The 24,436-nt window shown below is 64.5% G+C and carries 23 protein-coding genes; 8 read left to right on the forward strand and 15 right to left on the reverse strand.

Annotated elements, in window-relative coordinates; genetic code table 11:
• Positions 1–14: 14 nt before the first annotated feature.
• Positions 15–2,825, forward strand: a complete 2,811-nt coding sequence (gene secA, locus FHR70_RS00995; protein ID WP_183446211.1) for a preprotein translocase subunit SecA — start codon at positions 15–17, stop codon at positions 2,823–2,825.
• Between the two features lie 109 nt (positions 2,826–2,934).
• Here secA and FHR70_RS01000 read toward each other — a convergent pair whose 3' ends face one another.
• Entirely contained in the window at positions 2,935–3,780 is an 846-nt protein-coding gene (locus tag FHR70_RS01000; RefSeq protein WP_183446213.1) for a DUF1194 domain-containing protein, read from the reverse strand.
• Between the two features lie 53 nt (positions 3,781–3,833).
• Positions 3,834–4,274 (reverse strand): c-type cytochrome, encoded by a 441-nt coding sequence (locus FHR70_RS01005; RefSeq protein WP_183446215.1) that lies wholly within the window; start codon positions 4,272–4,274, stop codon positions 3,834–3,836.
• 204 nt (positions 4,275–4,478) lie between these two features.
• Here FHR70_RS01005 and FHR70_RS01010 point away from each other — a divergent pair, with 204 nt between their 5' ends.
• From FHR70_RS01010 to FHR70_RS01020, 3 genes are all read left to right on the forward strand, one after another.
• Positions 4,479–6,101: an ABC-F family ATP-binding cassette domain-containing protein gene (locus FHR70_RS01010; RefSeq protein ID WP_183446217.1), complete on the forward strand. Its 1,623-nt coding sequence runs from the start codon at positions 4,479–4,481 to the stop codon at positions 6,099–6,101.
• 181 nt (positions 6,102–6,282) lie between these two features.
• The gene (locus FHR70_RS01015; protein WP_036358554.1) at positions 6,283–6,666 is read left to right on the forward strand and encodes a response regulator; all 384 of its coding nucleotides are present in this window, start codon (positions 6,283–6,285) and stop codon (positions 6,664–6,666) included.
• Between the two features lie 5 nt (positions 6,667–6,671).
• Positions 6,672–7,379: a protein phosphatase CheZ gene (locus FHR70_RS01020; RefSeq protein WP_183446218.1), complete on the forward strand. Its 708-nt coding sequence runs from the start codon at positions 6,672–6,674 to the stop codon at positions 7,377–7,379.
• Positions 7,380–7,516: 137 nt separating this feature from the next.
• On the opposite strand, the gene FHR70_RS01025 is transcribed toward FHR70_RS01020, so the two are convergent.
• From FHR70_RS01025 to FHR70_RS01040, 4 genes are all read right to left on the reverse strand, one after another.
• A complete protein-coding gene (locus FHR70_RS01025; RefSeq protein WP_183446220.1) occupies positions 7,517–8,038 on the reverse strand; it encodes a hypothetical protein in 522 nt (173 codons plus the stop codon).
• 304 nt (positions 8,039–8,342) lie between these two features.
• Positions 8,343–9,617: a L,D-transpeptidase family protein gene (locus tag FHR70_RS01030; protein ID WP_183446222.1), complete on the reverse strand. Its 1,275-nt coding sequence runs from the start codon at positions 9,615–9,617 to the stop codon at positions 8,343–8,345.
• A gap of 210 nt (positions 9,618–9,827) precedes the next feature.
• Positions 9,828–10,781 carry an acetyl-CoA carboxylase carboxyltransferase subunit alpha gene (locus FHR70_RS01035; protein ID WP_183446224.1) on the reverse strand — a complete coding sequence of 318 codons (954 nt, stop codon included), beginning with the start codon at positions 10,779–10,781 and terminating at the stop codon, positions 9,828–9,830.
• Between the two features lie 134 nt (positions 10,782–10,915).
• Positions 10,916–11,650, reverse strand: coding sequence for a class I SAM-dependent methyltransferase (locus FHR70_RS01040; protein ID WP_183446226.1), 735 nt, complete (start codon positions 11,648–11,650; stop codon positions 10,916–10,918).
• A gap of 117 nt (positions 11,651–11,767) precedes the next feature.
• On the opposite strand from FHR70_RS01040, the gene gloB reads away from it, so the two are divergent.
• Together gloB and FHR70_RS01050 are read left to right on the forward strand one after the other, a co-directional pair.
• Positions 11,768–12,535: a hydroxyacylglutathione hydrolase gene (gloB, locus tag FHR70_RS01045; RefSeq protein ID WP_183446228.1), complete on the forward strand. Its 768-nt coding sequence runs from the start codon at positions 11,768–11,770 to the stop codon at positions 12,533–12,535.
• Positions 12,536–12,567: 32 nt separating this feature from the next.
• Entirely contained in the window at positions 12,568–13,332 is a 765-nt protein-coding gene (locus tag FHR70_RS01050) for a GNAT family N-acetyltransferase (RefSeq protein ID WP_183446230.1), read from the forward strand.
• On the opposite strand, the gene yddG is transcribed toward FHR70_RS01050, so the two are convergent.
• From yddG to FHR70_RS01065, 3 genes are all read right to left on the reverse strand, one after another.
• Positions 13,304–14,179 carry an aromatic amino acid exporter YddG gene (gene yddG / locus FHR70_RS01055; RefSeq protein ID WP_183446232.1) on the reverse strand — a complete coding sequence of 292 codons (876 nt, stop codon included), beginning with the start codon at positions 14,177–14,179 and terminating at the stop codon, positions 13,304–13,306. The genes FHR70_RS01050 and yddG overlap by 29 nt on opposite strands.
• A gap of 135 nt (positions 14,180–14,314) precedes the next feature.
• The gene (phbB, locus tag FHR70_RS01060; protein WP_183446234.1) at positions 14,315–15,040 is read right to left on the reverse strand and encodes an acetoacetyl-CoA reductase; all 726 of its coding nucleotides are present in this window, start codon (positions 15,038–15,040) and stop codon (positions 14,315–14,317) included.
• A 156-nt stretch (positions 15,041–15,196) separates the two neighbouring features.
• The gene (locus FHR70_RS01065) at positions 15,197–16,375 is read right to left on the reverse strand and encodes an acetyl-CoA C-acetyltransferase (protein ID WP_183446236.1); all 1,179 of its coding nucleotides are present in this window, start codon (positions 16,373–16,375) and stop codon (positions 15,197–15,199) included.
• A 222-nt stretch (positions 16,376–16,597) separates the two neighbouring features.
• Here FHR70_RS01065 and phaR point away from each other — a divergent pair, with 222 nt between their 5' ends.
• On the forward strand, positions 16,598–17,173 hold the full coding sequence (gene phaR / locus FHR70_RS01070) for a polyhydroxyalkanoate synthesis repressor PhaR (RefSeq protein WP_183446238.1): 576 nt from the start codon (positions 16,598–16,600) through the stop codon (positions 17,171–17,173).
• A 9-nt stretch (positions 17,174–17,182) separates the two neighbouring features.
• Here phaR and FHR70_RS01075 read toward each other — a convergent pair whose 3' ends face one another.
• From FHR70_RS01075 to mtgA, 3 genes are all read right to left on the reverse strand, one after another.
• Complete coding sequence (locus FHR70_RS01075; RefSeq protein ID WP_183446239.1) at positions 17,183–18,817, reverse strand: EAL domain-containing protein; 1,635 nt, start codon at positions 18,815–18,817, stop codon at positions 17,183–17,185.
• A gap of 209 nt (positions 18,818–19,026) precedes the next feature.
• On the reverse strand, positions 19,027–19,212 hold the full coding sequence (gene rpmF, locus FHR70_RS01080) for a 50S ribosomal protein L32 (RefSeq protein WP_036358586.1): 186 nt from the start codon (positions 19,210–19,212) through the stop codon (positions 19,027–19,029).
• 159 nt (positions 19,213–19,371) lie between these two features.
• Positions 19,372–20,058 (reverse strand): monofunctional biosynthetic peptidoglycan transglycosylase, encoded by a 687-nt coding sequence (gene mtgA, locus FHR70_RS01085; RefSeq protein WP_183446241.1) that lies wholly within the window; start codon positions 20,056–20,058, stop codon positions 19,372–19,374.
• Positions 20,059–20,161: 103 nt separating this feature from the next.
• Between mtgA and FHR70_RS01090 the strand changes: the two genes are divergently transcribed.
• A complete protein-coding gene (locus FHR70_RS01090) occupies positions 20,162–21,088 on the forward strand; it encodes a polyprenyl synthetase family protein (RefSeq protein WP_183446243.1) in 927 nt (308 codons plus the stop codon).
• A 7-nt stretch (positions 21,089–21,095) separates the two neighbouring features.
• Here the strand turns inward: FHR70_RS01090 and FHR70_RS01095 are convergent, their stop codons facing one another.
• From FHR70_RS01095 to FHR70_RS01105, 3 genes are read right to left on the reverse strand one after another with little or no spacing between them, the layout of a single operon-like run.
• Positions 21,096–21,770, reverse strand: coding sequence for a nitroreductase family protein (locus FHR70_RS01095; RefSeq protein WP_210277441.1), 675 nt, complete (start codon positions 21,768–21,770; stop codon positions 21,096–21,098).
• Between the two features lie 48 nt (positions 21,771–21,818).
• A complete protein-coding gene (locus tag FHR70_RS01100) occupies positions 21,819–22,397 on the reverse strand; it encodes a GNAT family N-acetyltransferase (RefSeq protein ID WP_210277442.1) in 579 nt (192 codons plus the stop codon).
• A gap of 43 nt (positions 22,398–22,440) precedes the next feature.
• Complete coding sequence (locus tag FHR70_RS01105) at positions 22,441–24,387, reverse strand: potassium transporter Kup (RefSeq protein WP_183446246.1); 1,947 nt, start codon at positions 24,385–24,387, stop codon at positions 22,441–22,443.
• Positions 24,388–24,436 lie beyond the last annotated feature (49 nt).

Genomic DNA, 24,436 nt, shown 5'->3' on the forward strand with positions numbered 1-24,436 from the left:
TTCGAAGGCTCCCGATGTTCGGTTCTCTCGCGAAGAAAATCTTTGGCTCGGTCAATGATCGCCGGCTGAAGTCCTACCGGCCCAAGATTGCGGCCATCAACGCGATGGAGGCCGAGCTGGAGGCCCTGTCCGACGAGCAGCTGCGCGCCCGCACGGAGGACTTTAAGGCCCAGCTCGCGGCCGGCCAAACCCTGGACGATATCCTGGTGCCAGCCTTCGCCACGGTCCGCGAGGCGGCCAAGCGGACGCTGGGCCAGCGCCACTTCGACGTCCAGCTTATCGGCGGCATGGTGCTCCATGAAGGGTCGATTGCCGAAATGCGCACCGGCGAGGGCAAGACCCTGGTGGCGACGCTCCCGGTTTACCTGAATGCGCTCGCTGGCAAGGGCGTCCACGTGGTGACGGTGAACGACTACCTCGCCCGCCGCGACTCGGAGTGGATGGGCCAGATCTACCGCTTCCTGGGTCTGTCCGTCGGCGTGATCGTCCATGGGCTCGACGATGCGGAGCGCGCCCAGGCCTATGCGGCCGACATCACCTACGGCACCAACAACGAATACGGCTTCGACTATCTGCGCGACAACATGAAGTACGAGATGGCGCAGATGGTCCAAAGGGGCCACAACTTCGCCATCGTGGACGAGGTGGACTCGATCCTCGTCGACGAGGCCCGCACGCCGCTCATCATCTCCGGCCCGCTCGATGACCGCTCCGACCTCTACAACGCCATCGACGTGGTGATCCCGCGTCTCGACAAGAGCGATTACGAACTCGACGAGAAGCAGCGCTCCGTGGCGCTCACCGAGGCAGGCACCGAGAAGATCGAGGAGCTGCTGCGGGAGATAGGCCTCCTCAAGGAGGGCGACCTCTACGACGCCCAGAACGCCACCCTGGTCCACCACATGAACCAGGCGCTGCGCGCCCATACCCTGTTCCAGCGCGACAAGGATTACATCGTTCGCAACGGCGAGGTCGTCATCATCGACGAGTTCACCGGCCGCATGATGCAGGGCCGGCGCTACTCGGAAGGCCTGCACCAGGCGCTTGAGGCCAAGGAAAAGGTCCAGGTCCAGCCCGAGAACCAGACGCTCGCCTCCATCACGTTCCAGAACTATTTCCGCCTCTACGACAAGCTCGGCGGCATGACCGGTACGGCCGCCACCGAAGCCGACGAGTTCCTGGAGATCTACAACCTCGAAGTGGTCGAGATCCCGACCAACCGTCCCGTCGCCCGTATCGACGACGACGACGAGGTCTACCGGACGTTCGAGGAGCGCTACAAGGCCGTGATCCGCGACATCGAGGCCGCATCCGCCAAGGGGCAGCCGATCCTGGTGGGCACGACCTCCATCGAAAAGTCCGAGCATCTGGCCGAGATGCTCATCAAGGAGGGCTATAAGCTCATCAACTTCGAGGATCCGCAGGCGCTCGAGCCCCTCTATCGGGACGCCCGGGCCGGACGCGGCACCAAGCATTTCGCCGTGCTGAACGCCCGCTTCCACGAGCAGGAGGCCTTCATCGTCGCCCAGGCCGGCGTGCCGGGTGCGATCACGATTGCCACGAATATGGCCGGTCGCGGTACTGACATTCAGCTCGGTGGTAACGCCAAGATGCGCATCGAGCGCGAGCTCGCCGGCGTTGAGGGCGAGGAGCGCACCCGCCGCGAGAAGGAAATCCTCGACGAGGTGGCGTCCTTCAAGGAGAAGGCGCTCGCCGCAGGCGGTCTCTACGTGCTCGGCACAGAGCGTCATGAGTCGCGGCGCATCGACAATCAGCTGCGCGGCCGCTCCGGCCGCCAGGGCGATCCGGGCCGCTCCAAGTTCTACCTGTCGCTCCAGGACGACCTGATGCGCATCTTCGGCTCCGACCGCATGGACGGCATGCTGCAGAAGCTGGGCCTGAAGGAAGGCGAGGCCATCATCCATCCGTGGATCAACAAGGCCATCGAGCGGGCGCAGGCGAAGGTCGAGGCGCGCAACTTCGACATCCGCAAGAACATCCTGAAATACGACAACGTCATGAACGACCAGCGCAAGGTCGTGTTCGAGCAGCGCAAGGAGTTCATGGCACAGGAGAGCGTGCGCGAGACCATCGACGACATGCGCCACGGCGTGATCGAGGACATCGTCGCCCGCGCCATCCCCGAGAACGCCTATGCGGAGCAGTGGGATGTGGAAGGCCTGAAGGCAAACGTCCTCAACTTCCTCAATCTCGACCTGCCGGTCGATGAGTGGGCCAAGGAAGAGGGCATCGCGGACGACGAGATCCGCGAGCGCATCACCAAGGCGGCCGACGAGGCTTACGCCCAGCGCATCGAGGCGAACTCGTCCGAGGTCATGAACTACGTGGAGAAGCAGGTTCTGCTTCAGAGCCTCGACCATCTCTGGCGCGAGCATCTCGTGACCCTCGACCACCTGCGCCAGGTCATCGGCTGGCGCGGGCTCGCCCAGCGCGATCCGCTCAACGAGTACAAATCCGAGGCCTTCGAGCTGTTCAACGGCTTGATCGGCCACCTGCGCGAGCAGGTTACGGGCCAGCTCATGCGCATCCAAGTGGTGTTCCAACAGCCTGAGCCGCAGCAGCTGCCGCCCATGTTCGCCCAGCACCTCGATCCGGCGACCGGTGAGAACGAGTTCGACCTGGCCCAGGGTGGTGCCCTCGGGGCCGGTCCGGCGCTTGGCTTCGCGGCCGCTGCAGCCACCGAGCCGACCCCGTCGCGCGATCCGAACGACCCCTCCACCTGGGGCCGTGTCAGCCGCAACGAGCCTTGCCCCTGCGGTTCAGGCAAGAAGTTCAAGCACTGCCACGGACAATTCGTGGCTTAAACGCAAGAATTGACGTTCTGGACAGGAAAAGCCCGGCCGCTGTGCCGGGCTTTTTGCTGAGACGGTGATCTACAGCATCGAACGTGAGTTCGAATTCACGTCTGATGCTTTAAAGGTCTTTCCCGACCTCGTGCCTCGGAAAGGCATGAGGCTCCAGTCCCGGATCGTCCCACAGGCTCTCGCTGGTGTCGCAATCCGTGAGAGGCACGGTTCGCGCGGTCTGCACCGGCCAGCCGGGCTCCGGACCACCTGCGATTTCCCGAGCGATCTTGGCTCGGGTTTCCGTCAGGAATTGGCTGCGCTCCCTGACGGGGATCATGAACGCGTTGGCGCCTCCGATCACGCAATCGCGGTAATACGCGTCCAGGGTGGCATTCTCCCGTCGCTCCGGGTCTCGAAGCATGATGGGGAGGCCGTTGATGGTCACGCCGTGGGCGATTGCCTTGTCGCGCATCTCCGTGATCAGGGGTCCCTGGTTGTTTGAGCCGTCTCCCGAAATATCAATCACGCGCCGCGCGGCCAGGACATGGCTGGACCCCATGAGAGCAAGGCTGAAGTCGATAGCTTCCGAAATCGAAGTGCCGGCCACCCGGTAAATGGGCGCGCGGGCCAGCTGGTCAGCGAACGAGAGACTGTCCTCGGGACTTTCCAGGATGGTCCAGGACACGACGACATTCTGGAAGCGCGGATGGGCCCCGGCCCATTCCACATATGCGACGGCAATGCGCCCGACCAAGCCGCCATGGATTGCCTGGTGAATCATCGGCGAGCGGAACGCCTCCACGTAGCCCTGCCTTTGCAGATGCTGCTCACCCGGATCCATGGAGGTGGAGACATCGACGGCAAGGACCAGAGCCAGGTCAACTTCGACCGGAGCACGGTGCCAGGCAGACACACAGGTGAGAAGCCCCATCGCCGCGATGGGGACGAGCCATGGAGCCTTGGGATATCGCATCGCGATCTCCCCCTGATGAAGGGTCTGTTCTCCTCAGACCCCCAAATGCTTCATCACGTGTCTTTCCGGCGATAGGTTTCATGGCATCCGCCGCAGTTCTGCCCGACCCGCTGAATGGCGGCCTGCAGGCTGGTCTGGTCGGTCACCGCGCTCTGAGCCGCCCTCGCATCCTGCTGGAGCTTGGCCGCATGGGCGTCGAAATCGGCCTTGCGCTCCCAGATCGTGGGGAGAGCGGCCGTCTTGCCCTGGGTGGAACCAGCCGGGAACAGCGGAGGAATCTGGCTGGCATTCTGCTCGAGCCGCTGGAAAGCCGCCTGGGCCGTTGCAGCATTGAACGGGGCTTGTCCCCGGGCCATGCCGGTCAAGGCCCGCATCTGCTCCTGATTGTTCTTCATCAGGTTCTGGCGCTGGGTGATCGGATCGCTTGACTGGGCGAGGACCGCAAGACCGCTGGCGATCAGCACGCCGAGTGCGGCAATAACCGTTCTTTGCATGATAACCCTCCCTGCCCCAGTGCCAGAATGTCGGCTTCGCGGTGAAAGAACTATTGAGAATGAGAGGTAACGCCGGCTATTCCGCCGAAGTGCCGGCTCCGCGCCATCGGCTGCCCTGACATTTTGCCCGAGCCGAAACGCTCGTCTCGACGGTGAACCCGTGCCATAAGGCCGCCGCAACTCCTCCTCCAATCCCCAAAGATCATGATTCGAATCGAGAACGTCAGCAAGCAGAGCAGCCACCGGATCCTCTTCATCGAGGCATCTGGCACCCTTCAAAAGGGCGAGAAGATCGGCCTCGTCGGCCCCAACGGTGCGGGAAAGACGACGCTCTTTCGCATGGTCACCAAGGAGGAGCAGCCGGACGAGGGCCAGATCTCCGTCGATCGCGGCATCACCATCGGATACTTCAGCCAGGACGTGGGCGAGATGGCGGGCCGCAGCGCCGTGGCCGAAGTGATGGAGGGTGCCGGCCCCGTGAGTGCTGTGGCGGCGGAACTGCGCGACCTCGAGGCCGCCATGGTGGATCCAGACAGGGCGGACGAGCTCGACAAGATCATCGAGCGCTATGGCGAGGTGCAGGCGCGCTACGAGGAGCTCGACGGCTATTCGCTCGAGGGCCGGGCGCGCGAGGTTCTGGCGGGGTTAGGTTTTTCCCAGGAGATGATGGACGGCGACGTCGGAGGATTGTCCGGCGGCTGGAAGATGCGCGTGGCCCTGGGGCGCATTCTTCTGATGCGCCCCGACGTGATGCTCCTCGACGAGCCGAGCAACCATCTCGATCTCGAGAGCCTGATCTGGCTGGAGGAGTTCCTGAAGGGTTATGACGGCGCGCTGCTCATGACCTCACACGACCGCGCCTTCATGAACCGCATCGTCAACAAGATCATGGAGATCGACGGCGGCTCCCTCACCACCTATTCGGGCAATTACGAGTTCTACGAGCAGCAGCGTGCGTTGAACGAGCAGCAGCAGCAGGCGCAGTTCGAGCGCCAGCAGGCGATGCTCGCGAAGGAAATCAAGTTCATCGAGCGCTTCAAGGCGCGTGCCTCCCATGCCGCGCAGGTGCAGAGCCGGGTCAAGAAGCTGGAGAAGATCGACCGGGTGGAGCCGCCCAAGCGCCGGCAATCGGTGGCGTTCGACTTCCTGCCCGCGCCGCGTTCGGGCGACGACGTGGTCAGCCTCAAGAACGTGCACAAGCGCTATGGCAGCCGCAGCATCTATGAGGGCTTCGACTTCGGGGTGCGCCGGAAGGAGCGCTGGTGCGTCATGGGCGTCAATGGCGCCGGCAAGTCGACGCTTCTGAAGCTGGTAGCGGGTGCCACAGCTCCCGACGAGGGATCGGTAACGGTCGGCGCGAGCGTCAAGATGGGCTACTTCGCCCAGCACGCCATGGAGGTGCTGGAGGGCGATCGCACGGTGTTCGAGTTTCTGGAGGATTCCTTCCCGCAAGCCGGGCAGGGGTCTCTGCGCACGCTTGCCGGCTGCTTCGGCTTCTCAGGGGACGATGCGGAAAAGAAGTGTCGCGTGCTCTCGGGCGGCGAGAAGGCGCGTCTCGTGATGGCCAAGATGCTCTACGATCCGCCGAACTTCCTGGTTCTCGATGAGCCCACGAACCATCTGGACATCGCCACCAAGGAAATGCTGATCGACGCGCTGTCGAAATACGAGGGCACCATGCTCTTCGTCTCGCACGACCGCCACTTCCTGGCCGCCCTGTCCAACCGCCTCCTGGAAATCACCCCGGAGGGCGTTCATCAATATGGCGGCGGCTACACCGAATATGTGGAGCGCACCGGCCAGGAGGCGCCGGGTCTGCGGCACTGAAGGCCAAACGTCATCCGATCGAACTCCGAAGCCCGGCCCCTCAGCCGGGCTTTTTTGCTGCGTGACGCCAGCTTGAGGCAAGCAACGTGGGCAATAAGGCAGGGACCGAACAACCTTTTTGAAAAGCGTCCGTCACAGGTCCTTCTCACATTTCCTTTCTCACTTTGCAGGCCGAACCATCATGGCATTGAACACGTCTCTTCCGGTGCTCATCGTTGACGACTACCAGACGATGCTGCGCATTATCCGCAACCTTCTGAAGCAGATCGGCTTCAACGACGTCGACGAGGCGAAGGACGGCTCGGAGGCTCTGGGCAAGCTCAAGGAGAAGAAGTACGGGCTGGTGATCTCCGACTGGAATATGGCGCCCATGACCGGCTTCGAGCTTCTGCAGCAGGTGCGGGCTGACGCGGAGCTGGGCAGCCTGCCGTTCATCATGATCACCGCCGAGGCCAAGACCGAGAACGTGGTGGCGGCCAAGCAGGCCGGCGTCAACAACTACATCGTCAAGCCCTTCAACGCCGATACCCTGCGCTCGAAGATCGCCGCCGTGCTGGGTGAGTAGTCGCCATGCGCCTTCCACCGCCTGTTTCCTTTGACCCTTTGAGCCTGGATCTCCTGGCCCAGTCCCGCGAGAGCATCGCGGCCCGTCGGCATGCCGAGATCATGCGCGGCATGGCGGCCATCCACGCGGCTCTTGAGCCGAGCAGCGGGGCCTCCAAGGCCCTTCTGGACCAGATCCGGACCGACCTGCGCGAGGCGCTTAACCTCAAGGAGGAGCTCGACGCCATCACGGAGTCGATCCAGCGCACCAAGCGTGAGATCGCGACCCTTCACTCCCACAGCCCGGGCGGGCAGGTGACCAGCGTCACCGACGAGCTCGGCGCCGTGGTGTCCGGCACGGAGGCTGCCACCAACAGCATCCTGGCGGCCGCCGAGGAGATCGACGAGATCACCGGCGCACTGGCCTCCCGCCTGTCCGGCCCCGATGCCGAGATGGCGCGGCAGATCTCTGACCGGGTCATCACGATCTTCGAGGCCTGCAACTTCCAGGACATTACCGGCCAGCGCATCAGCAAGGTCGTCGGCTCCATGAAGTTCATCGAGGAGCGCGTGACCCAGATGGCGCAGATCTGGGGCGGCCTGGAAAGCTTCAACGACGTGGAAGCCTTCCAAATGCCGGAGCGGGAGGGGGACGAGGCTCTCCTGAACGGGCCGGCCCTGGACGGCGACCCGAACCGCACCTCCCAGGATGCCATCGATGCCCTTTTCGGGTGATGGGACCTGAATCGGCGACAGAGGAAAAGCCCGGCCGCCGTTGCCGGGCTTTTTGTTGTCCGCTGCTCATCCTCTAAGCTGGCGCATCGTGCAAACCCGGAGGGCTACGTCAGTGAAAACCGGGTCCGCACGATGCGCTAGCTCCGAAGCAGCGTCAGATCCGTCGTCGCCCGGACAGGGCCATTCACACCGATGCGATCTGTGACGACGATTCGAAAGCGGTTCGGGTCGAGGCTTGCAACGCGCATCTGGGCCGTCCTGTCACCGTAAAGGGGCCTTGGCCACTCGATCGCAAGATCGAAATCCGCCCCCACCTGCCGGCCTCTGAGTTGGGCCGTCCCAACCCGAGACCCCGTGTAGGTGCCGGTGACCTGGCCCGACCCGGAATCCCAGGACAGGTGGGCACTGACTGATCTCGCGATGATCAGATAGGCCCAGCACGTGCCTTCAAGTGACAGGCTGGTTTCCCCTTGTTGCAGGATCGTGAAGCGGCAGCGGACCTGATGGGAGTTTGCCTCCGGACCTTCCACGATGGTTCCAGTGCCGGAGAAGGAGCCCGCGTAGCGATCAAAGCTCTCTGGAACGGCGCTCACTGGGCCGGTTGCGGTGCAGACCAAGACAAGAACACCACAGAACAACCGGCGCGAAAGGCAATGCATGGATGCCTCCCTCTGGAACGGACAGATCGGATCTTGGCCTTGCCGCAAATGAGGATCGAGGTGTTGGGCCTGCGACCGTGCTCAGCTCGGTCTCATTAGGCCGATCGCAGGCATTCTGCCATGGTCGAGGCGCGACAATGCTGCCGAATTGCTGACCCTAAGTCCGAATCGCCATCCTGCCAGCATTAAAATCGACGGGACGGGCTGGTTGGAAGAGTCTCCGTGCCAAGCCGTTGAGCCTGGCGCTGCACACGAAAAAGCCCGCCGGGGAGGCGGGCTTTTGAGAGCGTGTTGCGAGTGCCGCTCAATTTGCAGCGGCCACGTTGACCTTGGTCGGAGCCTGGGCCCGTTTCTGCGGCATGGGCTTTACGGTGGGAGACGTCTTGGCCGCTGGTCCGACGGGGGCCACCTGAACCGTCTCAGCCACAGGCCGCGACGAGGTGCTGAACAGGTCGGCCACGCCGCCGAACATCTTCTTGTAGAACGGGGTCTCCTCGGTGGCGGGAGCTGCTGCGGCAGCCGCCACTGGAGCCGTCTGCTGGGTCACGGCCATCCGGGTTTCCGCCTGCGGGACGGGAACTTCCCGCATGGACGCGAAGGCCAGCGCGGTCGGCGGCGCTTCCGGGGCTTCCTTGCCGGCATCGTTGAGAGCGACCACCCGCGGGCCGGAGGAGATGCCCTCGGTGCGGCTCACGTAGCCGAGCTTGGTGTCGGACACGCCCGTGGCATTGGCCAGCGCCGTGCGGAAGGATTCGTGCGTGTCGCCATCGTGGTAGACGAGCTTGATCGGCTTCTCGCCCTTGGCGACCAGTTCGGCCACTTCCTGCTCATCCTGGACACGCCTCTGCGCAACGGCGGCGGCGGCGTTGGGATCGAGATTGAACTCATAGCGACCGCGGCCGACGGCGACCCGGACCTCGTCCTTCGTGACCTCGAAGGCATCGGCGCCTTCCTTCAGGTTCTTCCAGAAGGCGATGTTCGGGTCGAGGCGGTGCTTGGCCAGGTTCTCGGCCGTCATCCGGAACGGATAGGACTGGAACTGGAAGCCCCGCTGGCCTGCGCCCAGCGCCTCGCGGGCGATGGCGTAGATCTCGGCTACGTTCTGGTCGGTCATGGCGAAGCAGCCGCGCGACGAGCACGAGCCATGGACCATGATGTCGCCGCCGTTGCGGCCGAGCGACCGGTCGAACGCGTTCGGATAGCCGGTGTCGAACGAGAGGTAGAAATTCGAGTTGGGGTTCATCTGCGCCGGGGTGACCGTGTAGAAGCCTTCCGGCACCTGGCGGTCGCCCTCGCGGTTCTTGGGGCCGAGCTGGCCCGACCAGCGGCAGACCGGATAGGTCTTGAGGAGCGCGTACTTCCCGTTAGAGCCGCGCTTCCAGATCTCCAGCTCCGATTCCTTCTTGTAGGCCCGGATCAGGATCGGGTCTTCCTTGGACATGCCCTTGGTCGACATCAACGCCATGGTGGCGGACGGAATCGGCACAAGGTGGCGCGTGGAGCCACGGGAGAGATTATCGTCCTGGCAGGCAGCAAGCGCGAGCACCAGGCTCGCGGCCAATGCGATACGCTTCATCATGGGGACCCCGCAATTGTTGATCTGCCCGGCGTCTGTGCCGGTCAGTTCCCCTTTACCCCTAGATCGTTAGCCTTAACCGGCCCTTACTGCAAGCGGAGCCGTGATGGAGTCGTGGTAAACGGAAGGTAAAAAGTTCGCCTTTGACGGCTTTGGGACCGGCCTCTTTGGGGAGCAGCGCTCTCTTTGGAGGTAGGGGTCGGTCCTGCCGGATCAGAGCTTGCGGCCGATGGCGAGGAACTTGTCGGCCCTGTGGTCGCGGATTTCGGCCGGTCCCATGTTGCCCAGATCGTGCAGGGCTTCCTCGATGGCGTTGCCGGCGGCCTCGATGGTGGCCTGAGGGTCGCGGTGGGCGCCGCCCACCGGCTCCGTCACGATGCCGTCGATGATGCCGAGCCGCAGGAGGTCCTGGGCCGTGATCTTCATGTTGGTGGCCGCGTCCTGCGCCCGGGCCGCGTCGCGCCACAGGATCGAGGCCGCGCCTTCCGGCGAGATCACGCTGTAGATGGCGTGCTCCAGCATCAGCACCTTGTTGGCGGTGGCGATCGCGATCGCGCCGCCCGAGCCGCCCTCGCCGATCACCAAGGAGACATTAGGAACGCCGAGCGAAAGCTGCATCTCCGTCGAGCGGGCGATGGCCTCGGCCTGCCCACGCTCCTCGGCCTCGATGCCCGGATAGGCACCGGCGGTGTCGACGAAGGAGATCACCGGCAGGCCGAAGCGGTCCGCCATCTCCATCAGGCGCACGGCCTTGCGGTAGCCCTCAGGGCGGGCCATGCCGAAATTGTGCCGGATGCGGGTCTCGGTGTTGTGGCCCTTCTCCTGGCCCATCACGCAGACCGGCTGGCCGCGGAAACGCCCGAAACCGCCCACGATCGCCTCGTCCTCGGCGAACTTGCGATCGCCGGCGAGCGGAGTGAACTCGGTGATGAGCCCGGCGCAGTAATCGACAAAATGCGGCCGCTGAGGATGGCGCGCCACAAGGGTCTTCTGCCAAGGCGTGAGCCGGCCGTACAGATCCTTCAGGGCATCGGCCGCCTTGACCTCGAGGCGGGAGATGTCGTCGGCAATGGAGACGGCGTCCCGGTTCTCACCGAGCGCCCGAAGCTCCTCGACCTTGGCTTCCAGCTCGGCGACGGGCTTTTCGAAATCGAGATAACTGCGCATCAGACTCTATGGGAAAAGAAGACCGGCGTGGCCCGATAGCCCTGCCGAAGCGGGGCGGACACTGGCGTTTCAGGCAGCCCAAGTCAAGTTGAGCCCCGTCTTAGTCCCGTAAAACGCGGCGGAATCAAGGACAATCAGCCTAGATGCGAGGCGGGAGCCGGAACAAAGACGGGGGAGAAGCGGCGTGAGCGCTGCACAGCCCGCACGGCGCCCGGCCGGTAGAGCTGCTTCGTGGCCTCGACGATATGGAGGCCGGCAAAGGGCAGGGAGAAGCCGGCGCCGACCTGTTCCCAGGCCTGGGCTGTCTGGAGCAGGAAGCGGTTGCGCAGGGGAGGCACATAGAGGGTCTCGGCCCAGCCTTCCGGCGAGAACCAGGTTTGGCGCATGAGGCTTTTGAGCTGCGAGCGGCTGTAGGGCTGGCCATAGCCAAACGGCGTGGTGTCCATCCGGGCCCAGAGGCCGCGCCGGTTGGGCGCTACGAGGATGATCCGCCCGCCCGGAGTGAGGATGCGCCAGATCTCGTGCAGGAGCTCGCTCGGGCTCTCCACCGTTTCCAGGGCATGGACCACGAGAACCCGGTCGATGGAAGAATCGGGCAGAGGCATCATCAGCGGATCGACGAGGGCCGATGCGGAGGCTCCAGTGCTCGGCCAGTTCACCACGCCCTGGTTTGCCGGCATGAAGGCGAGCGTGCGCTCGCTCTCGCCCTTCACGGCCGAGAGGTAAGGCGGCGCATAGCCAAGGCCGAGCACGCGCAGCCCCGTCAGCGGGCCCCAGAACCGGGTGATGGCCCGGCCCACGAAGCGGCGCGTTACGGCCCCGAGGGGGCTGGCGTAGAAGCCGCGCAGATCGGTGATGTCGATGCTCATGACCTCAACAGGCTGCCCTTCGGGCTTGTCCGACACTGGCAATCGAGAGTTCAGGGTCTGGTTTCACGGGCCGACTGTCCCATGATAGCTCAGAGCACATCAAGACAAGGTTCCTCGATGTCAGCCCAGATCCACGCCTTTCTCTGCCTGCAGGACAATATCGGTGTTCTGATTCACGATCCCAACACGGGTGCCTGCGCGGCTATCGACGCGCCTGACGAGGGTCCAATCCTGGCCGCCTTGGCCGAGAAAGGCTGGCAGCTCACCGACATCCTCGTCACGCACCGCCATGGGGATCATGTGCAGGGGGTCGACGGCCTGAAGCGCCGCACCGGCTGCCGGGTGGTTGCGCCCGTGAAGGCCCGCGAGGCGGTGCCTCATGCCGATGCCTATGTGCGCGAGGGCGACACGGTGCATGTGGGCGGCCTGCAGGCGCATGTGTGGGAGACGCCGGGCCATTGCGCCGATCACGTGTCCTACTGGTTCGCGGCGGATCGCGCATTGTTTGCGGGTGATACCCTGTTCACCCTCGGATGCGGGCGGATGTTCGAGGGCACCTATGCCGGTTTCTGGCACTCGCTGCAGCGCTTGGCCGCCCTGCCGGATGAGGCGCGGGTCTATTGCGGGCACGACTATACGCTCTCGAATGCCCGTTTCGCGTTGGCGGCTGATCCGGATAATGCGGCACTGAAGGCGCGGGCCAAGGAGGCAGAGGACGCCAAGGCGGAAGGACGCTTCCTGGTGCCGTCGACGATCGGTCAGGAGAAGGCGACCAATCCTTTCCTGCGTGCCGGGGAGCCGGAGCTCGCGAAATCCGTTGATAAGCAGGGAGCCGGTCCGGTGGAGGTGTTCCAAGCCTTGCGCGAATGGAAGAACCGGTTCTGATGCGGGGCAGCCCTGCAGGAGCGGACAATCTCATGAACGACCACAGCCTCATCATCGGACTTGAGAGCCGCCTCCTGAACGCCTGGCCTTCGTTCGATTACCAGACCTATGACGGCTGGATCCTGCGGCTTGCCGACGGCTATTCGAAGCGCGCCAATTCCGCGACGCCGTTCGTGCCCGGTGCAACCCTCGACGACGAGCTCATCGACTACATGGTCGCCCGCTTCGTCGAGGCCAATGTGCGTCCGACCTTCCGCCTCAACGGTGTGGAGGCCCCTGATGTCGACGAGCGGCTGAAGCTGCGCGGCTTCAAGGACATCGAGGCGACCCATGTTCTCACCGCGTCTATCAGCGGCGAGGATTGCGAGCGCGATCCCGAGGTTGTTCTCGAGCCGCAGGTCTCCAAACGCTGGGTGCGCGAGGCCGCGGGATCCTATGGTGGCGACAAGGCCGACGACGAGACCCTGATGAAAATCGTCTCGCGCATCCGCCAGAAGGCAGCCTTCGCCACGCTCAGCCTCGACGACAGGCCTGTGGCCTGGGGTCTCGGCGTGGTGGAGCGGGGTTATGTCGGTCTCTACGACATCGTGGTGGCACCGGACCTGCGCGGCATCGGTTTAGGCCGTCGCGTGGTGTCGAGCCTCATGGCCTGGGGCTGCGGGGAGGGGGCACACACGGCCTATCTCCAGGTGCGCGAGGAGAACGAGATCGCCCGTTCACTCTACGAGGCGCTCGGGTTCGGAACTGCCTATCGCTACACCCACCGGGTCATGCCGGGGCGCTCTTCTTCGGCGTGAGCGTTGCGACCAGGGCGCCGGCCACGATGAGGCCGCAGGCCAGGGTGAGCGAGAGGGTCAGCGCCGCATAACCGGCCACCACCAGCAGCAGGGTCGAGAGCACCGGCGTCGCATAGGATGCGACGCCGAGAAAGCGGATGTCGCCCTGCTTCATGCCGATGTCCCAGACATAGAAGGCTGCACCCACCGGACCGAGGCCGAGCGCCAGAACGGCGAGCCATTGCGTTGTCGTCGCAGGCCACACGGTGGTCTCGAAGATCAGGTGGCAGACGAGGCTGAGCAGCGAGGTCGCGAGGCAGAAGCCCGCCACCGCGTCCGTCGGCACCTGGCCGAAGCGGCGGGAGAGCACCGAATAGCCGGCCCACACGAAGGCGGCCACGAAGGCGCAGAGGTAGCCGGGCATGTACTCCGCCCGCGCGTCAAAAGCGCCGCGGCCGGCGATCAGCACGATCACGCCGGCAAAGCCCAGCAGCGCTCCGACGAGATGCGCCCGCCGCAGATGCTCACCGGGAAGGAATGAGGAGAAGAGTACGATCAGGAGCGGCCACAAATAATTGATCAGCCCCGACTCGGCCGGGGGTGCCCAGCGGAGTGCTGCGAAGTAGAGGGCGTGATAGCCGAACAGGCCGCCAATCCCTAAGGCCCAGACGATCGGCTTCTGGCGGAGCGCCTTAAGCCCCTGGGGTCGTGCGATCCAGCTCGCTACGCCTACCAGCCCACCGACCAGAAACGTCATGGCATTGAGCTGGAATGGTGGAATGGTGCCCGTTGCCGCCGTGAACAGGGCGAGCATGGACCAGAGCAGGATAGCCGTGAGGCCGATGGTGGTGGCGGTGCGAGTCGTCATGATGACCGCCACCTAGCATGTCATCCCGGTCGAAGCGAAGCGAAGAACCGGGATCGGCTGACGAGAAAAGCCCCCCTTTTCTGTGTGCGATCCCGGATCGCGGCTCGAAGCCGCGTCCGGGATGACGCTTCCCGATCAGGCCATGTACTGGCCGCCGTTCACCGACAGGGTCGAGCCTGTGATGAAACCGGCATCGTCTCCGGCCAGGAAGAGCACGGTGCGGGCGATCTCCTCCGCCTCGCCGAGACGGCCCACCGGAATCAGCGGCAGGATCTTCGATTTCAGAACCTCTTCGGGCACGGCCTTGACCATCTCAGTCGCGATGTAGCCTGGTGCGATCACGTTGACGGTAACGCCCTTGTTGGCGTTCTCCTGCGCCAGCGCCTTGGCGAAGCCGATCACGCCGGCCTTGGCGGCCGAATAGTTCGCCTGCCCCATCTGGCCCTTCTGGCCGTTGATGGACGAGATGATGATGATGCGGCCGAAATTGCGCGAACGCATGCCGTCGATGACGGGCCGCGTGCAGGTGAACATGGAATCGAGATTGGTGCGGATGACGGCCGACCACTGATCGAAGGTCATCTTGTGGAACATGCCGTCGCGGGTGATGCCCGCATTGTTCACGAGAATATCGATCGGTCCGAGTTCCGCTTCGACCGCCTTGATCCCGGCCTCACAGGCCGCTGCATCCGACACGTCGAACTTGAAGACCGGAATGCCGGTCTCGCCCTTGAACTGGTTGGCGGCTTCATCGTTGCCGCCGTAATTCGCAGCAACTTTGTAGCCTGCCTGCTTGAGAGCTGTTGAGATCGCGGCACCGATGCCGCGAGTGCCACCGGTGACCAATGCAACGCGCGTCATGCTGTTTCCTTCCCAGGACCGTTCTGCGGATCTCTCAAGGATCCATTCATTGTGGGCGGCCCGATTCAGGCCGCCTCACAACATAGCTTACGATATGTGGCAGAACGTGGAAGGGAGAAGCTCCATAATTTCCTCTACCGAGCTTCGACGAGACACTTACCGCTCAAGGCACATGGCGACGCCCATGCCGCCGCCGATGCACAGGGTGGCGAGGCCCTTCTTGGCGTTGCGACGACCCATCTCGTGCAGCAGGGTCACGAGCACGCGGGCGCCCGATGCACCGATGGGATGCCCGATGGCGATCGCGCCACCATTCACGTTCACGATCGACGGATCCCAGCCCATGTCCTTGTTGACCGCGAGCGCCTGCGCGGCGAAGGCCTCGTTGGCCTCGACGAGTTCGAGATCCTGCACCTTCCAGCCTGCCTTCTCCAGCGCCTTGCGGGAGGAGGGGATCGGGCCCGTGCCCATGATGGCCGGGTCGACGCCGGCGGTCGCCCAGGAGGCGATGCGGGCAAGCGGGGTGAGGCCGCGCTTCTGGGCCTCGGCTTCCGTCATCAGCACGAGAGCGGCGGCGCCGTCATTGATGCCCGAGGCGTTGCCGGCCGTAACCGTGCCGTCCTTCGAGAAGGCGGGCCGCAGCTTGCCGAGCGCATCGACCGTGGTGCCGGCGCGGATGTACTCGTCCTGATCCACCACGATGTCGCCCTTGCGCGACGCGATGGTGACGGGAGCGATCTCGTCCTTGAAGCGGCCTTCCTTCTGGGCGGCTTCGGCCTTGTTCTGGGAACTGGTGGCGAACTGGTCCTGCTCCTCGCGGGTGAGCTGCCAGCGCTGAGCCACGTTCTCGGCGGTGTTGCCCATGTGGTAGCCGTTGAAGGCATCCATCAGGCCGTCTTTGAGCATCGTGTCTACGAGCTTGAAGTCGCCCATCTTGGTGCCGGAGCGCATATGGGCCGCGTGGGGAGCCAGCGACATGGATTCCTGGCCGCCCGCCACGATGATGCTGGCATCGCCATTGGCGATCTGCTGCATGCCGATGGCCACCGTGCGCAGGCCCGAGCCGCAGAGCTGGTTGAGGCCCCAGGCGGTCTTCTCCTGCGGTACGCCAGCGGCCATGGCGGCCTGACGGGCCGGGTTCTGGCCCTGGCCGGCGCTCAGGATCTGGCCGAGGATCACCTCGTCCACTTCCGCGCCATCGACCTTGGCGCGCTCGAGAGCCGCCTTGATGGCGATGGCGCCGAGATCATGGGCCGGGGTGTTGGCGAAGGCTCCGTTGAACGAGCCGACGGGGGTGCGCGCCGCTCCGACGATGACGATGCTGTCTCGGGCCATGCCTCTCTCCTATGCTGATCCGTGTGGCTGGAATCTATGTAGTGCCTGCTCGATGAAAGCCCCAGAGGGTGGGATGTCAAGGATAGGATCATCCAACCCGGTCTCAAGAAGCCTTAGACTTTTGGCGCTTTGCACCTCTGTTATAAGGCCTATAATCAATGAAGGCTCACATCCTGAGGGGTGCCGGGCCCGGTGGATATCCCAGGAGCGTATCGGGACAACATGGCGACGGACAAACAACCGACGGTCATCAAGAAATATGCCAACCGCCGCCTCTATCACACAGGCACCTCGACCTACGTGACGCTGGAAGATCTGGCCGGCATGGTGCGCAAGGGCGAGGACTTCGTGGTCTACGATGCGAAATCCGGCGAGGAGATCACCCGCTCGGTGCTGGCCCAGATCATCTTCGAGCAGGAGAACAAGGAGGGGCCGAACCTCCTTCCCGTCACGGTGCTGCGCCAGCTGATCCGCTTCTACGGCGACAGCATGCAGGCCCTGGTGCCGAGCTACCTCGAATTCTCCATGAACAACCTCTCCCAGGAGCAGCAGAAGCTCCGCGAGCAGATGGCGCAGGCCTTCGGCCCCTCGGCCTTCCAGGCCATGGAGGAGCAGGTGCGCAAGAACATGGGCTTCTTCAGCGAGGCCATGCGCATGTTCTCGCCCTTCCCGCAGGCAAACGGGGGTGCGCCCGAGTCCAAGTCCGCTCCCAAGGGGGAAGGGCCCGATGAGCTCAACTCCTTGAAGCAGCAGATGGCCGACATGCAGGCCAAGCTCGACAAGCTGGCGAGCAAGTGACCTGACGGCTCAGCCCCGCGCCTTCTTCAGCATCTGCTGCAGCGGGGATCGCTGCACGACCGCCTCAGGCTCCCCGAACAAGCCGCCCTGCAGGTAATCCACGCCCCAGGCGGCGAGCAGCCGGGCGGTGGCCTCGTCGTCGACCCATTCGGCCGCGGTGGCGATACCCATGTGCTGGGCCCGGTCGATGAGGGTACGCACATGGAGCCGGTCGTCCGTGGAGCGCTTGAGCGGCTGGATGAACACGCCGTCGATCTTGAGCAGATCGATCGGCAGCACCCGCAACTGGGCCGGCGGCACATAGCCTGCTCCATAGCCCGTAAGCGCGATCCCGACGCCGAGGGCCTTCATCGCATGGAGCCGGCCGAGATTGCGCCGGCACTCCACGAGGGCGATCTCGGGAATTTCGAGAACAAGCCGCCCCTCGATGCCGGGGCGGGCGCCCAGATGCGCCGCCAGCATCGGCAGCCATTCTGTATCCTGAAGGGTCTTTGACGAGACCGGCAGCGACAGGCGCTGATCCGGATTCCGGACCAGGTGATCGGCGGCCAGTTCCAGCACGCGTCCGTCGACGAGCAGGGGAAGATTCGCCTCCTGCAGTCCGGGCACCGGGCCAAGGGGAGTGATGCGCCCATTGGCTCCGGCCATGGAGGCGCAGACGTGGGTCAGCATCGGGGTACGGGTCTGAGCATCCACCATGGGTCGGCAGGCCAGGACTAGGTTGCGATCGTTGAGCGCGGCGACCCAGTCGAACGGCGCACGTTCGGCAATGGGCGACGTCTTGGCGGAGCGATGCTTGTAGAGAGCCGAGACCTCATTCCGGTCCATGGCAGCCGTCAGAGCCTGCTCGGCAAAGCGCAGCAGCTTGGTGGCCTTGAAGGTGTGGTCCGGCGCGCAGGCGGCCCCCAGGCGTAGCGACGATCCGGCCGGATGATCCTGAAGGAACCCGGACAGGCGCTTCATGGCGCCCGCAGCGTCCGCCGCCGGGCAGCAAGTGAGAGCGAGCGCGAAACGGTTCGGGCCAAGGGCCGCGAAGAGGTCATGGCGGCGCATCATCGGGCGGATCCGGCGGGCGATCTCCGCCATCTCGTCAGCTTCGTCCCGGTCGAACGCACCGACGATGAGGGTGCAGGTCTGGGACACGCGGACAGCCTCGTTGATGACATCCTGAATGCCGCAGAGAAGCGCCGAGCGCTCCCTCAGCAGCGCCGGCAGGAGATCCCGAGACCCGGCGGCGGGATCGACGCGGATCTGACCTCGGGTGAAAGCGGGGCGCCCGTGGAGATCCGGCAGCCAGCGGCCGGCATCCTCCACCATCACGACCCGGTCGGGCTCGAGCCGGAGGGCGTAGCGGGTCTCATAGGCGTGGTTGGAGGCCTCTGAGGCCACGATGGCATCCTGGCGGGCGAGGCCGCAGCCCGGCTCGACCATCTGCGCAAAGGCCTGGCCGGTCTTCGGCAGGTCCCTCGGCGAAAGCCCAAGGATTTCGGCGGCGCCGGGTCCCCAGGTCAGGGTGTCCGTCATCATGTCCCAGGCATAGAGAACGCTGGTGACGGACGAGCGGGAGGCCGCAGCCTGGCTCTTGCGCGGCGACCGGGAGGCTCCCCTGAACAATCCCATCGGGCCTTGCCGCTTCGTCGCCATCACTCTCACCCTTAGGAATACGCAACAGATCCAGGATGGCGACGCATGGGTCGCAGGTCGGGCCAGTCCTGGAGAACAAGGGTGCAGGATCGGCCCTCAGGCTTAATGAAGGGTAAAAAGCGCTGAGAAATCAGCAGGCTGGGGATAGCGGGCATAAAAAAACCGGCGCTCGAGGCGCCGGTTTTCGATACTCGCATGTCGCGCAGGAATTACGCGTCTGCCTTCACCTTCAGGACCTGACGGCCACGGTACATGCCGGTCTTCAGGTCAACGTGGTGAGGACGGCGCAGCTCGCCGGAATCCTTGTCCTCGATGTAGGTCGGGGCCTTCAAGGCATCGGCGGAGCGACGCATGCCACGCCGCGAGGGCGACGTTTTTCTCTTTGGAACGGCCATTTCTCGTCTCCGGTAAAAAAGCGGAGCGCCCGCTCAACCGGGGAACGCTCACATCTCAAACTTGATGAGGTTGCGCCTCATACAAGGTCTCGGGGCAAATATCTAGTCCCCTGAAGCATTCGGGGCGTTTTTCATTGCCGCAGGGGGCTTCAGGAGGCCTCAGCCCTTCAGGCAATCGGTGAAGGGGGCCGCCCTTACCATGCGGGCCTGCAGCTGCCCCGCCAGGGCCTGATGCCCCGGCTTTGGGCGGGCCGGGTTGCGGGCCAGGGGATTGGGCAGGGCCCGGGCCAGGAGGGCCGCTTCACGGGCGTTCAGGTTTTTGGCCGGCTTGCGGAAGTATTTTTGCGCGGCCGCTTCCGCCCCGAACACTCCGTCGCCCCATTCGGCGATGTTGAGGTAGACCTCCATCATCCGGCGCTTGGACCAGATCAGGTCGAGGTAGAGCGCGACCGGAATTTCCAGCCCCTTGCGGATGTAGGAGCGGCTCGGCCACAGAAAGAGGTTCTTGGCCACCTGCATGGGGATGGTCGAAGCGCCGCGAGCCGGACCGTCCCCGTCGGCCGCCTCCACCACGTCCTGGATGGCGTCCCAGTCCACACCGCTGTGCTCGCAGAAGCGGCTGTCCTCGGCGGTTACGATCGCCAGCGGGAGACTGGGCGAGATCTCGTCGAGGCTGACGAAGGTCCGCTCCACCGGTTGCAGGGTGAGCCAGCGGCCGAGCATCAGGGTCGAGACCGGCGGCATGGCCCAATATAATAGGCCTAGCCAAAAGACCGCGCCGACCCATAAGAGAACAAGACCAAGGCCGATCGAGACGAAGCGGCGGAGAAGGCGGGCAGCCGTCATCGGTTTCCCGGGCCGTCCCGACCGCAGACTCCATTTCGGCTTTGATCGTTCACCCACGTTCCCCTCGGGCGGAGCGGCGGCCCCACCCGAATCCAGGCTCATCATGATGCCATCTACCCCTGCTTTCACGACGCGGCTCTCCGAGGCCGCACGAACCGTCGAAGCCAGTCTCGAAGCCTTGCTATCAGACAAAGCCGCTCCCGGCGAGATTGCCCGGCCGGCCCGGCTGATGGCTGCCATGCGTCACGCTGCCCTGGGCGGCGGCAAGCGCCTGCGCCCCTTCCTGACCATCGAGGCGGCCCGCCTCCTGGGAGCGGAAGGGCAGGGCCCCCTGCGCGCGGGCTGTGCGGTCGAGCTTCTTCACTGCTATTCGCTGGTGCATGACGATCTACCCTCCATGGACGATGACGATCTGCGTCGGGGCCGTCCCACCGTCCACAAGGCCTATGACGAGGCCACCGCCATTCTCGTGGGCGATGCCCTCCAGACCCTTGCCTTCGAGGTGCTGGCCGATCCGGCAACGGACACGGACCCGGCGATCCGCTCCGATCTCGTGCTCGGCCTCGCCCGCGCCTCGGGTCTCGGCGGCATGGTGGGCGGCCAGCTCCTCGACCTCTCGGCCGAAGGTCGCTACGGGCCGGCGGAGATGGGAGAGGCGGACGTGCGCCTGCTCCAGATGATGAAGACCGGCGCCATCCTCACCTTCTCGGTGGAGGCGGGAGCGATCCTCGGCAGGGCCGATTCGGCGGCGCGCCAGAGTCTGGTTGAATACGGACGGGCTTTGGGCGCCGCCTTCCAGGTAGCGGACGACATCCTCGACCGGGAGGCCTCGGCGGAAGCGCTCGGCAAGCGCACCGGCAAGGATCAGGAGAAGGGCAAGGCCACCCTCGTCGACCTGCTCGGCATGGAGGGCGCCCGCCGCGAGTGCCGCCAGCTCGTGGAGAAGGCGCACGCCTCCCTCGAGAGGTTCGGCGTCGGGGCGGACACGTTACGGGAGGCGGTGCGGTTCGTGGTCGAGCGGCAGGTCTAGCAGCCCGTCATAGCCAGGACGCGATTGTCTCCAATGGCTTCTTGACTCCACCGTAAACCGGAACCCGGCAATCCTCCGCCGGGTAGCCCACCACCAGGAGAATGTAGGGCTTTTCCGTTTCGGGCCTGCCGCAGATCTCGTTGAGAAAGCCCATCGGGCTCGGCGTGTGCGTCAGCGTGACGAGGCCCGCCTCGTGCAGGGCTGCAATTAAAAAGCCTGTTGCGATGCCGACCGATTCCGGCACGTAGTAGTTCTTGATCCAGCGCCCATCCGGTCCTTCGCTCGAACGCTGCCCGAAGATGGTGATCAGCACGGGAGCGGTCTCAAGGAACAGCTTGTGCTCGTCCGTCCCGAGGGGAGCAAGGGCATCGAGCCATTCCTGCGGTGCGCGGCCGTTGTAGAAGTCGCGCTCCTCGATCTCCGCCTCTTCCCGGATGCGCCGCTTCATGTCCGGGCTGGTGATCACGGTGAAGTGCCAGGGCTGAAGATTGGCGCCTGACGGCGCCGTGCCGGCGGCCAGGAGCGCATACTCGATCACCTCCCGCGGCACGGGCTTGTCGGAGAAATCGCGCACGGAGCGACGCCGACGAATGGACTCGTAAAAAGTGCGGGCGCGACTGGCCATCTCCTCGGGCGGATAGGAACGGTAGGTGCTCAGAGGTTCGAGAACCAGCTTCGTCATGCGATGCTCCGATGAATTCGCAGGATTGTGTTAGATCACCGGCAGACCTCACCCTGCAAGGGAGGCGGTCGCATCAACACCCGCATCCGTCGGCACCCAGAACTGGAGCTTCACGTGCCCGGGCCGGGCATTGTGCGGGACCGTGCCGGCGGGCACGCCGCCATTGGCGAGGATCACCTTGCGCGATGCCTCGTTGTCGTCGTCGCAGGTGATCAAAACCCGCGAAAAACCTTCCTCACGGCAGACAGGCAGGATCATGCGCAGCGCCTGGGTGGCATAGCCGCGCCGCTGCTTCCACGGCACGATGGTGTAGCCAATATGCCCATAGGCTGTGGGCGGCAGCTCTTCCGTGCCGCGCTGGAAGCGAAAGCCGATCCGGCCGCAGAACTCGCCGTCGTTGATCCAGAAGTCGTGCGCGGGCAGGCGCGCAACCTCCTGCCCGTCGGCCAGGCGGATCATCGGGCTGTTGTAGAGGTCGTGCAGGAAGCGCTCCGGGTTGCGCCGCAGCTGCCGAAGCTGCTCGCGGCTCACGTCCTGATCGGTGTTGGGCGACCAGCCACGGGCAAGCGCGTCTTCGTAAGCGGGCAACCAGGCGAGGCTCGGACGGAGGAAGGTGATGTCAGTCATGGAAGACTGAGACTGACATCGAGATGGGTGAAGGACAACAGGATTAGACTGTCACCTGCGTGCCGACCTCGACCACGCGTCCGGTGGGAATCTGGAAGAAGTCCGTCGCATCGCTGGCCGATTTCGCCAGGCTGATGAACAGCTTGTCCTGCCAGAGCGGCATGCCCGACTGGCTTGCCGGGCGGATCGAGCGCCGCGACAGGAAGAACGACGTCGCCATGATGTCGAACTTGAAGCCCTGCTTGCGCAGGATCGCCAGGCCGCGCGGGATGTTGGGCGTCTCCATGTAACCGTAGCTCAGGCGGATCCGCCAGAACGAATCGCCCACATGCTCGATGGACACGCGGTCCTCGTCCTCGACGCGGGGAATGTCCGCGCTGTTGACCGTGAGGATCACGTTCTTCTCGTGCAGCACCTTGTTGTGCTTCAGGTTGTGCAGGAGGGCGGCGGGGGCGGTGTCTGGATCGCTCGTCAGGAACACGGCGGTGCCCTTCACCCGGTGCGGCGGGCTCTTCTCCAGCATTTGCACTAGCTCGACGAAAGGCACGTCGACCTTGCGGGTCTTCTCGAACAGGATCCGGGTTCCCTTCACCCATGTGAACATGACCACGAAGAACGTGCCGGCGATCAGCAGCGGCACGTAGCCGCCGTCGAGGAGCTTCACGAGGTTCGAGGACAGGAAGGTGAGGTCGATGAGCAGCAGGGGGATCATCACCAGTCCGGTCTTCACCGGGCCCCAGCCCCAGCTCCGGCTCATCACCACGCATGCGAGCAGGGTGGTCACCACCATGGTGCCGAACACGGCGATGCCGTAGGCGCTGGCGAGGTTGCTCGACGACCCGAACAGGACCACGAGGGTCACGACGGCGGCAAGCAACAGCCAGTTCACGCGCGGCAGATAGATCTGTCCCTGATGGGTTTCCGACGTGAAGCGGACCTCCAAGCGCGGCAGGAGGCCGAGCTGAACCGCCTGCCGGGTCAGGGAGAAGGCACCGGTGATCACCGCCTGGCTCGCCACGATGGTGGCCAGGGTCGCGAGAATCACGAGCGGCAGGAGCAGCCAGGGCGGGGCCAGCAGGAAGAATGGGTTGGCGATGGTCTCGGGGTTCGACAGGACGAGGGCCCCCTGACCGAGATAGTTCAGGGCGAGGGCCGGAAAGACCACCGTCCCCCAGGCCATGCGAATCGGCTTTCGGCCGAAATGGCCCAGATCCGCATAAAGTGCCTCCGCTCCGGTCACCGCAAGACACACGCTGCCGAGAATGGCAAAGGCGGTTCCCGGATGTGTGACCAGGAAGGACACGCCGTAATAGGGATTGAAGGCGAGAAATACCTCCCAATCATCGGCGATGTGCAGGAGGCCTAGACCCGCCATGGTGATGAACCACAGGAGCGTGAGCGGCCCGAAGAAGGTCGCGACCTTTCCTGTGCCGCGGCTCTGGACGGCGAAAAGGCCGATGAGGATCGCCAGAGCGCCCGGCAGGACATAACTCTCGAAGGAGGGAGCAACGAGCTTCAGGCCTTCCAGGGCGGACAGCACGGAGATCGCCGGGGTGATCGCGGCATCGCCGTAGAACAGGGCCGCTCCGGCCATGCCCATCATGAGCACGGGCAGGCTCCGACGTCCAAGCGCCAGCTGCGTCAGGGCGACGAGCGTGAGGGAGCCGCCCTCACCCTTGTTGTCGGCCCGCAGCAGAAGAACGACATATTTGACCGATACCGTCAGGATCAGCGCCCAGAGCAGCAGCGACAGGATGCTGATCACCAGCTCTCGGGTCAGATCAACCGGAACGCCATGGTGACCTTCGGTTGCGGCCATCACGGTTTCGCGCATGGCATAGAGCGGGCTCGTGCCGATGTCGCCGTAGACGACGCCGATGGCGCCGAGCGTCAGGGTCCAGAAGCTCGCCTTGTGGTGGCCTTCCGGGAGAGTAGCCTCAGGAACCGCGGAATCCGCATGTCCCGGGGCAACGGCGTGCTGTTCTGCCATGTGTGCTTTTCTTTGCGGATCTGCCCGCGGACGGCCTTTGTTGAAGTAA

Origin of the sequence: Microvirga lupini (assembly GCF_014191055.1) — a bacterium.
In the GTDB taxonomy this organism is placed as follows: domain Bacteria; phylum Pseudomonadota; class Alphaproteobacteria; order Rhizobiales; family Beijerinckiaceae; genus Microvirga; species Microvirga lupini_A.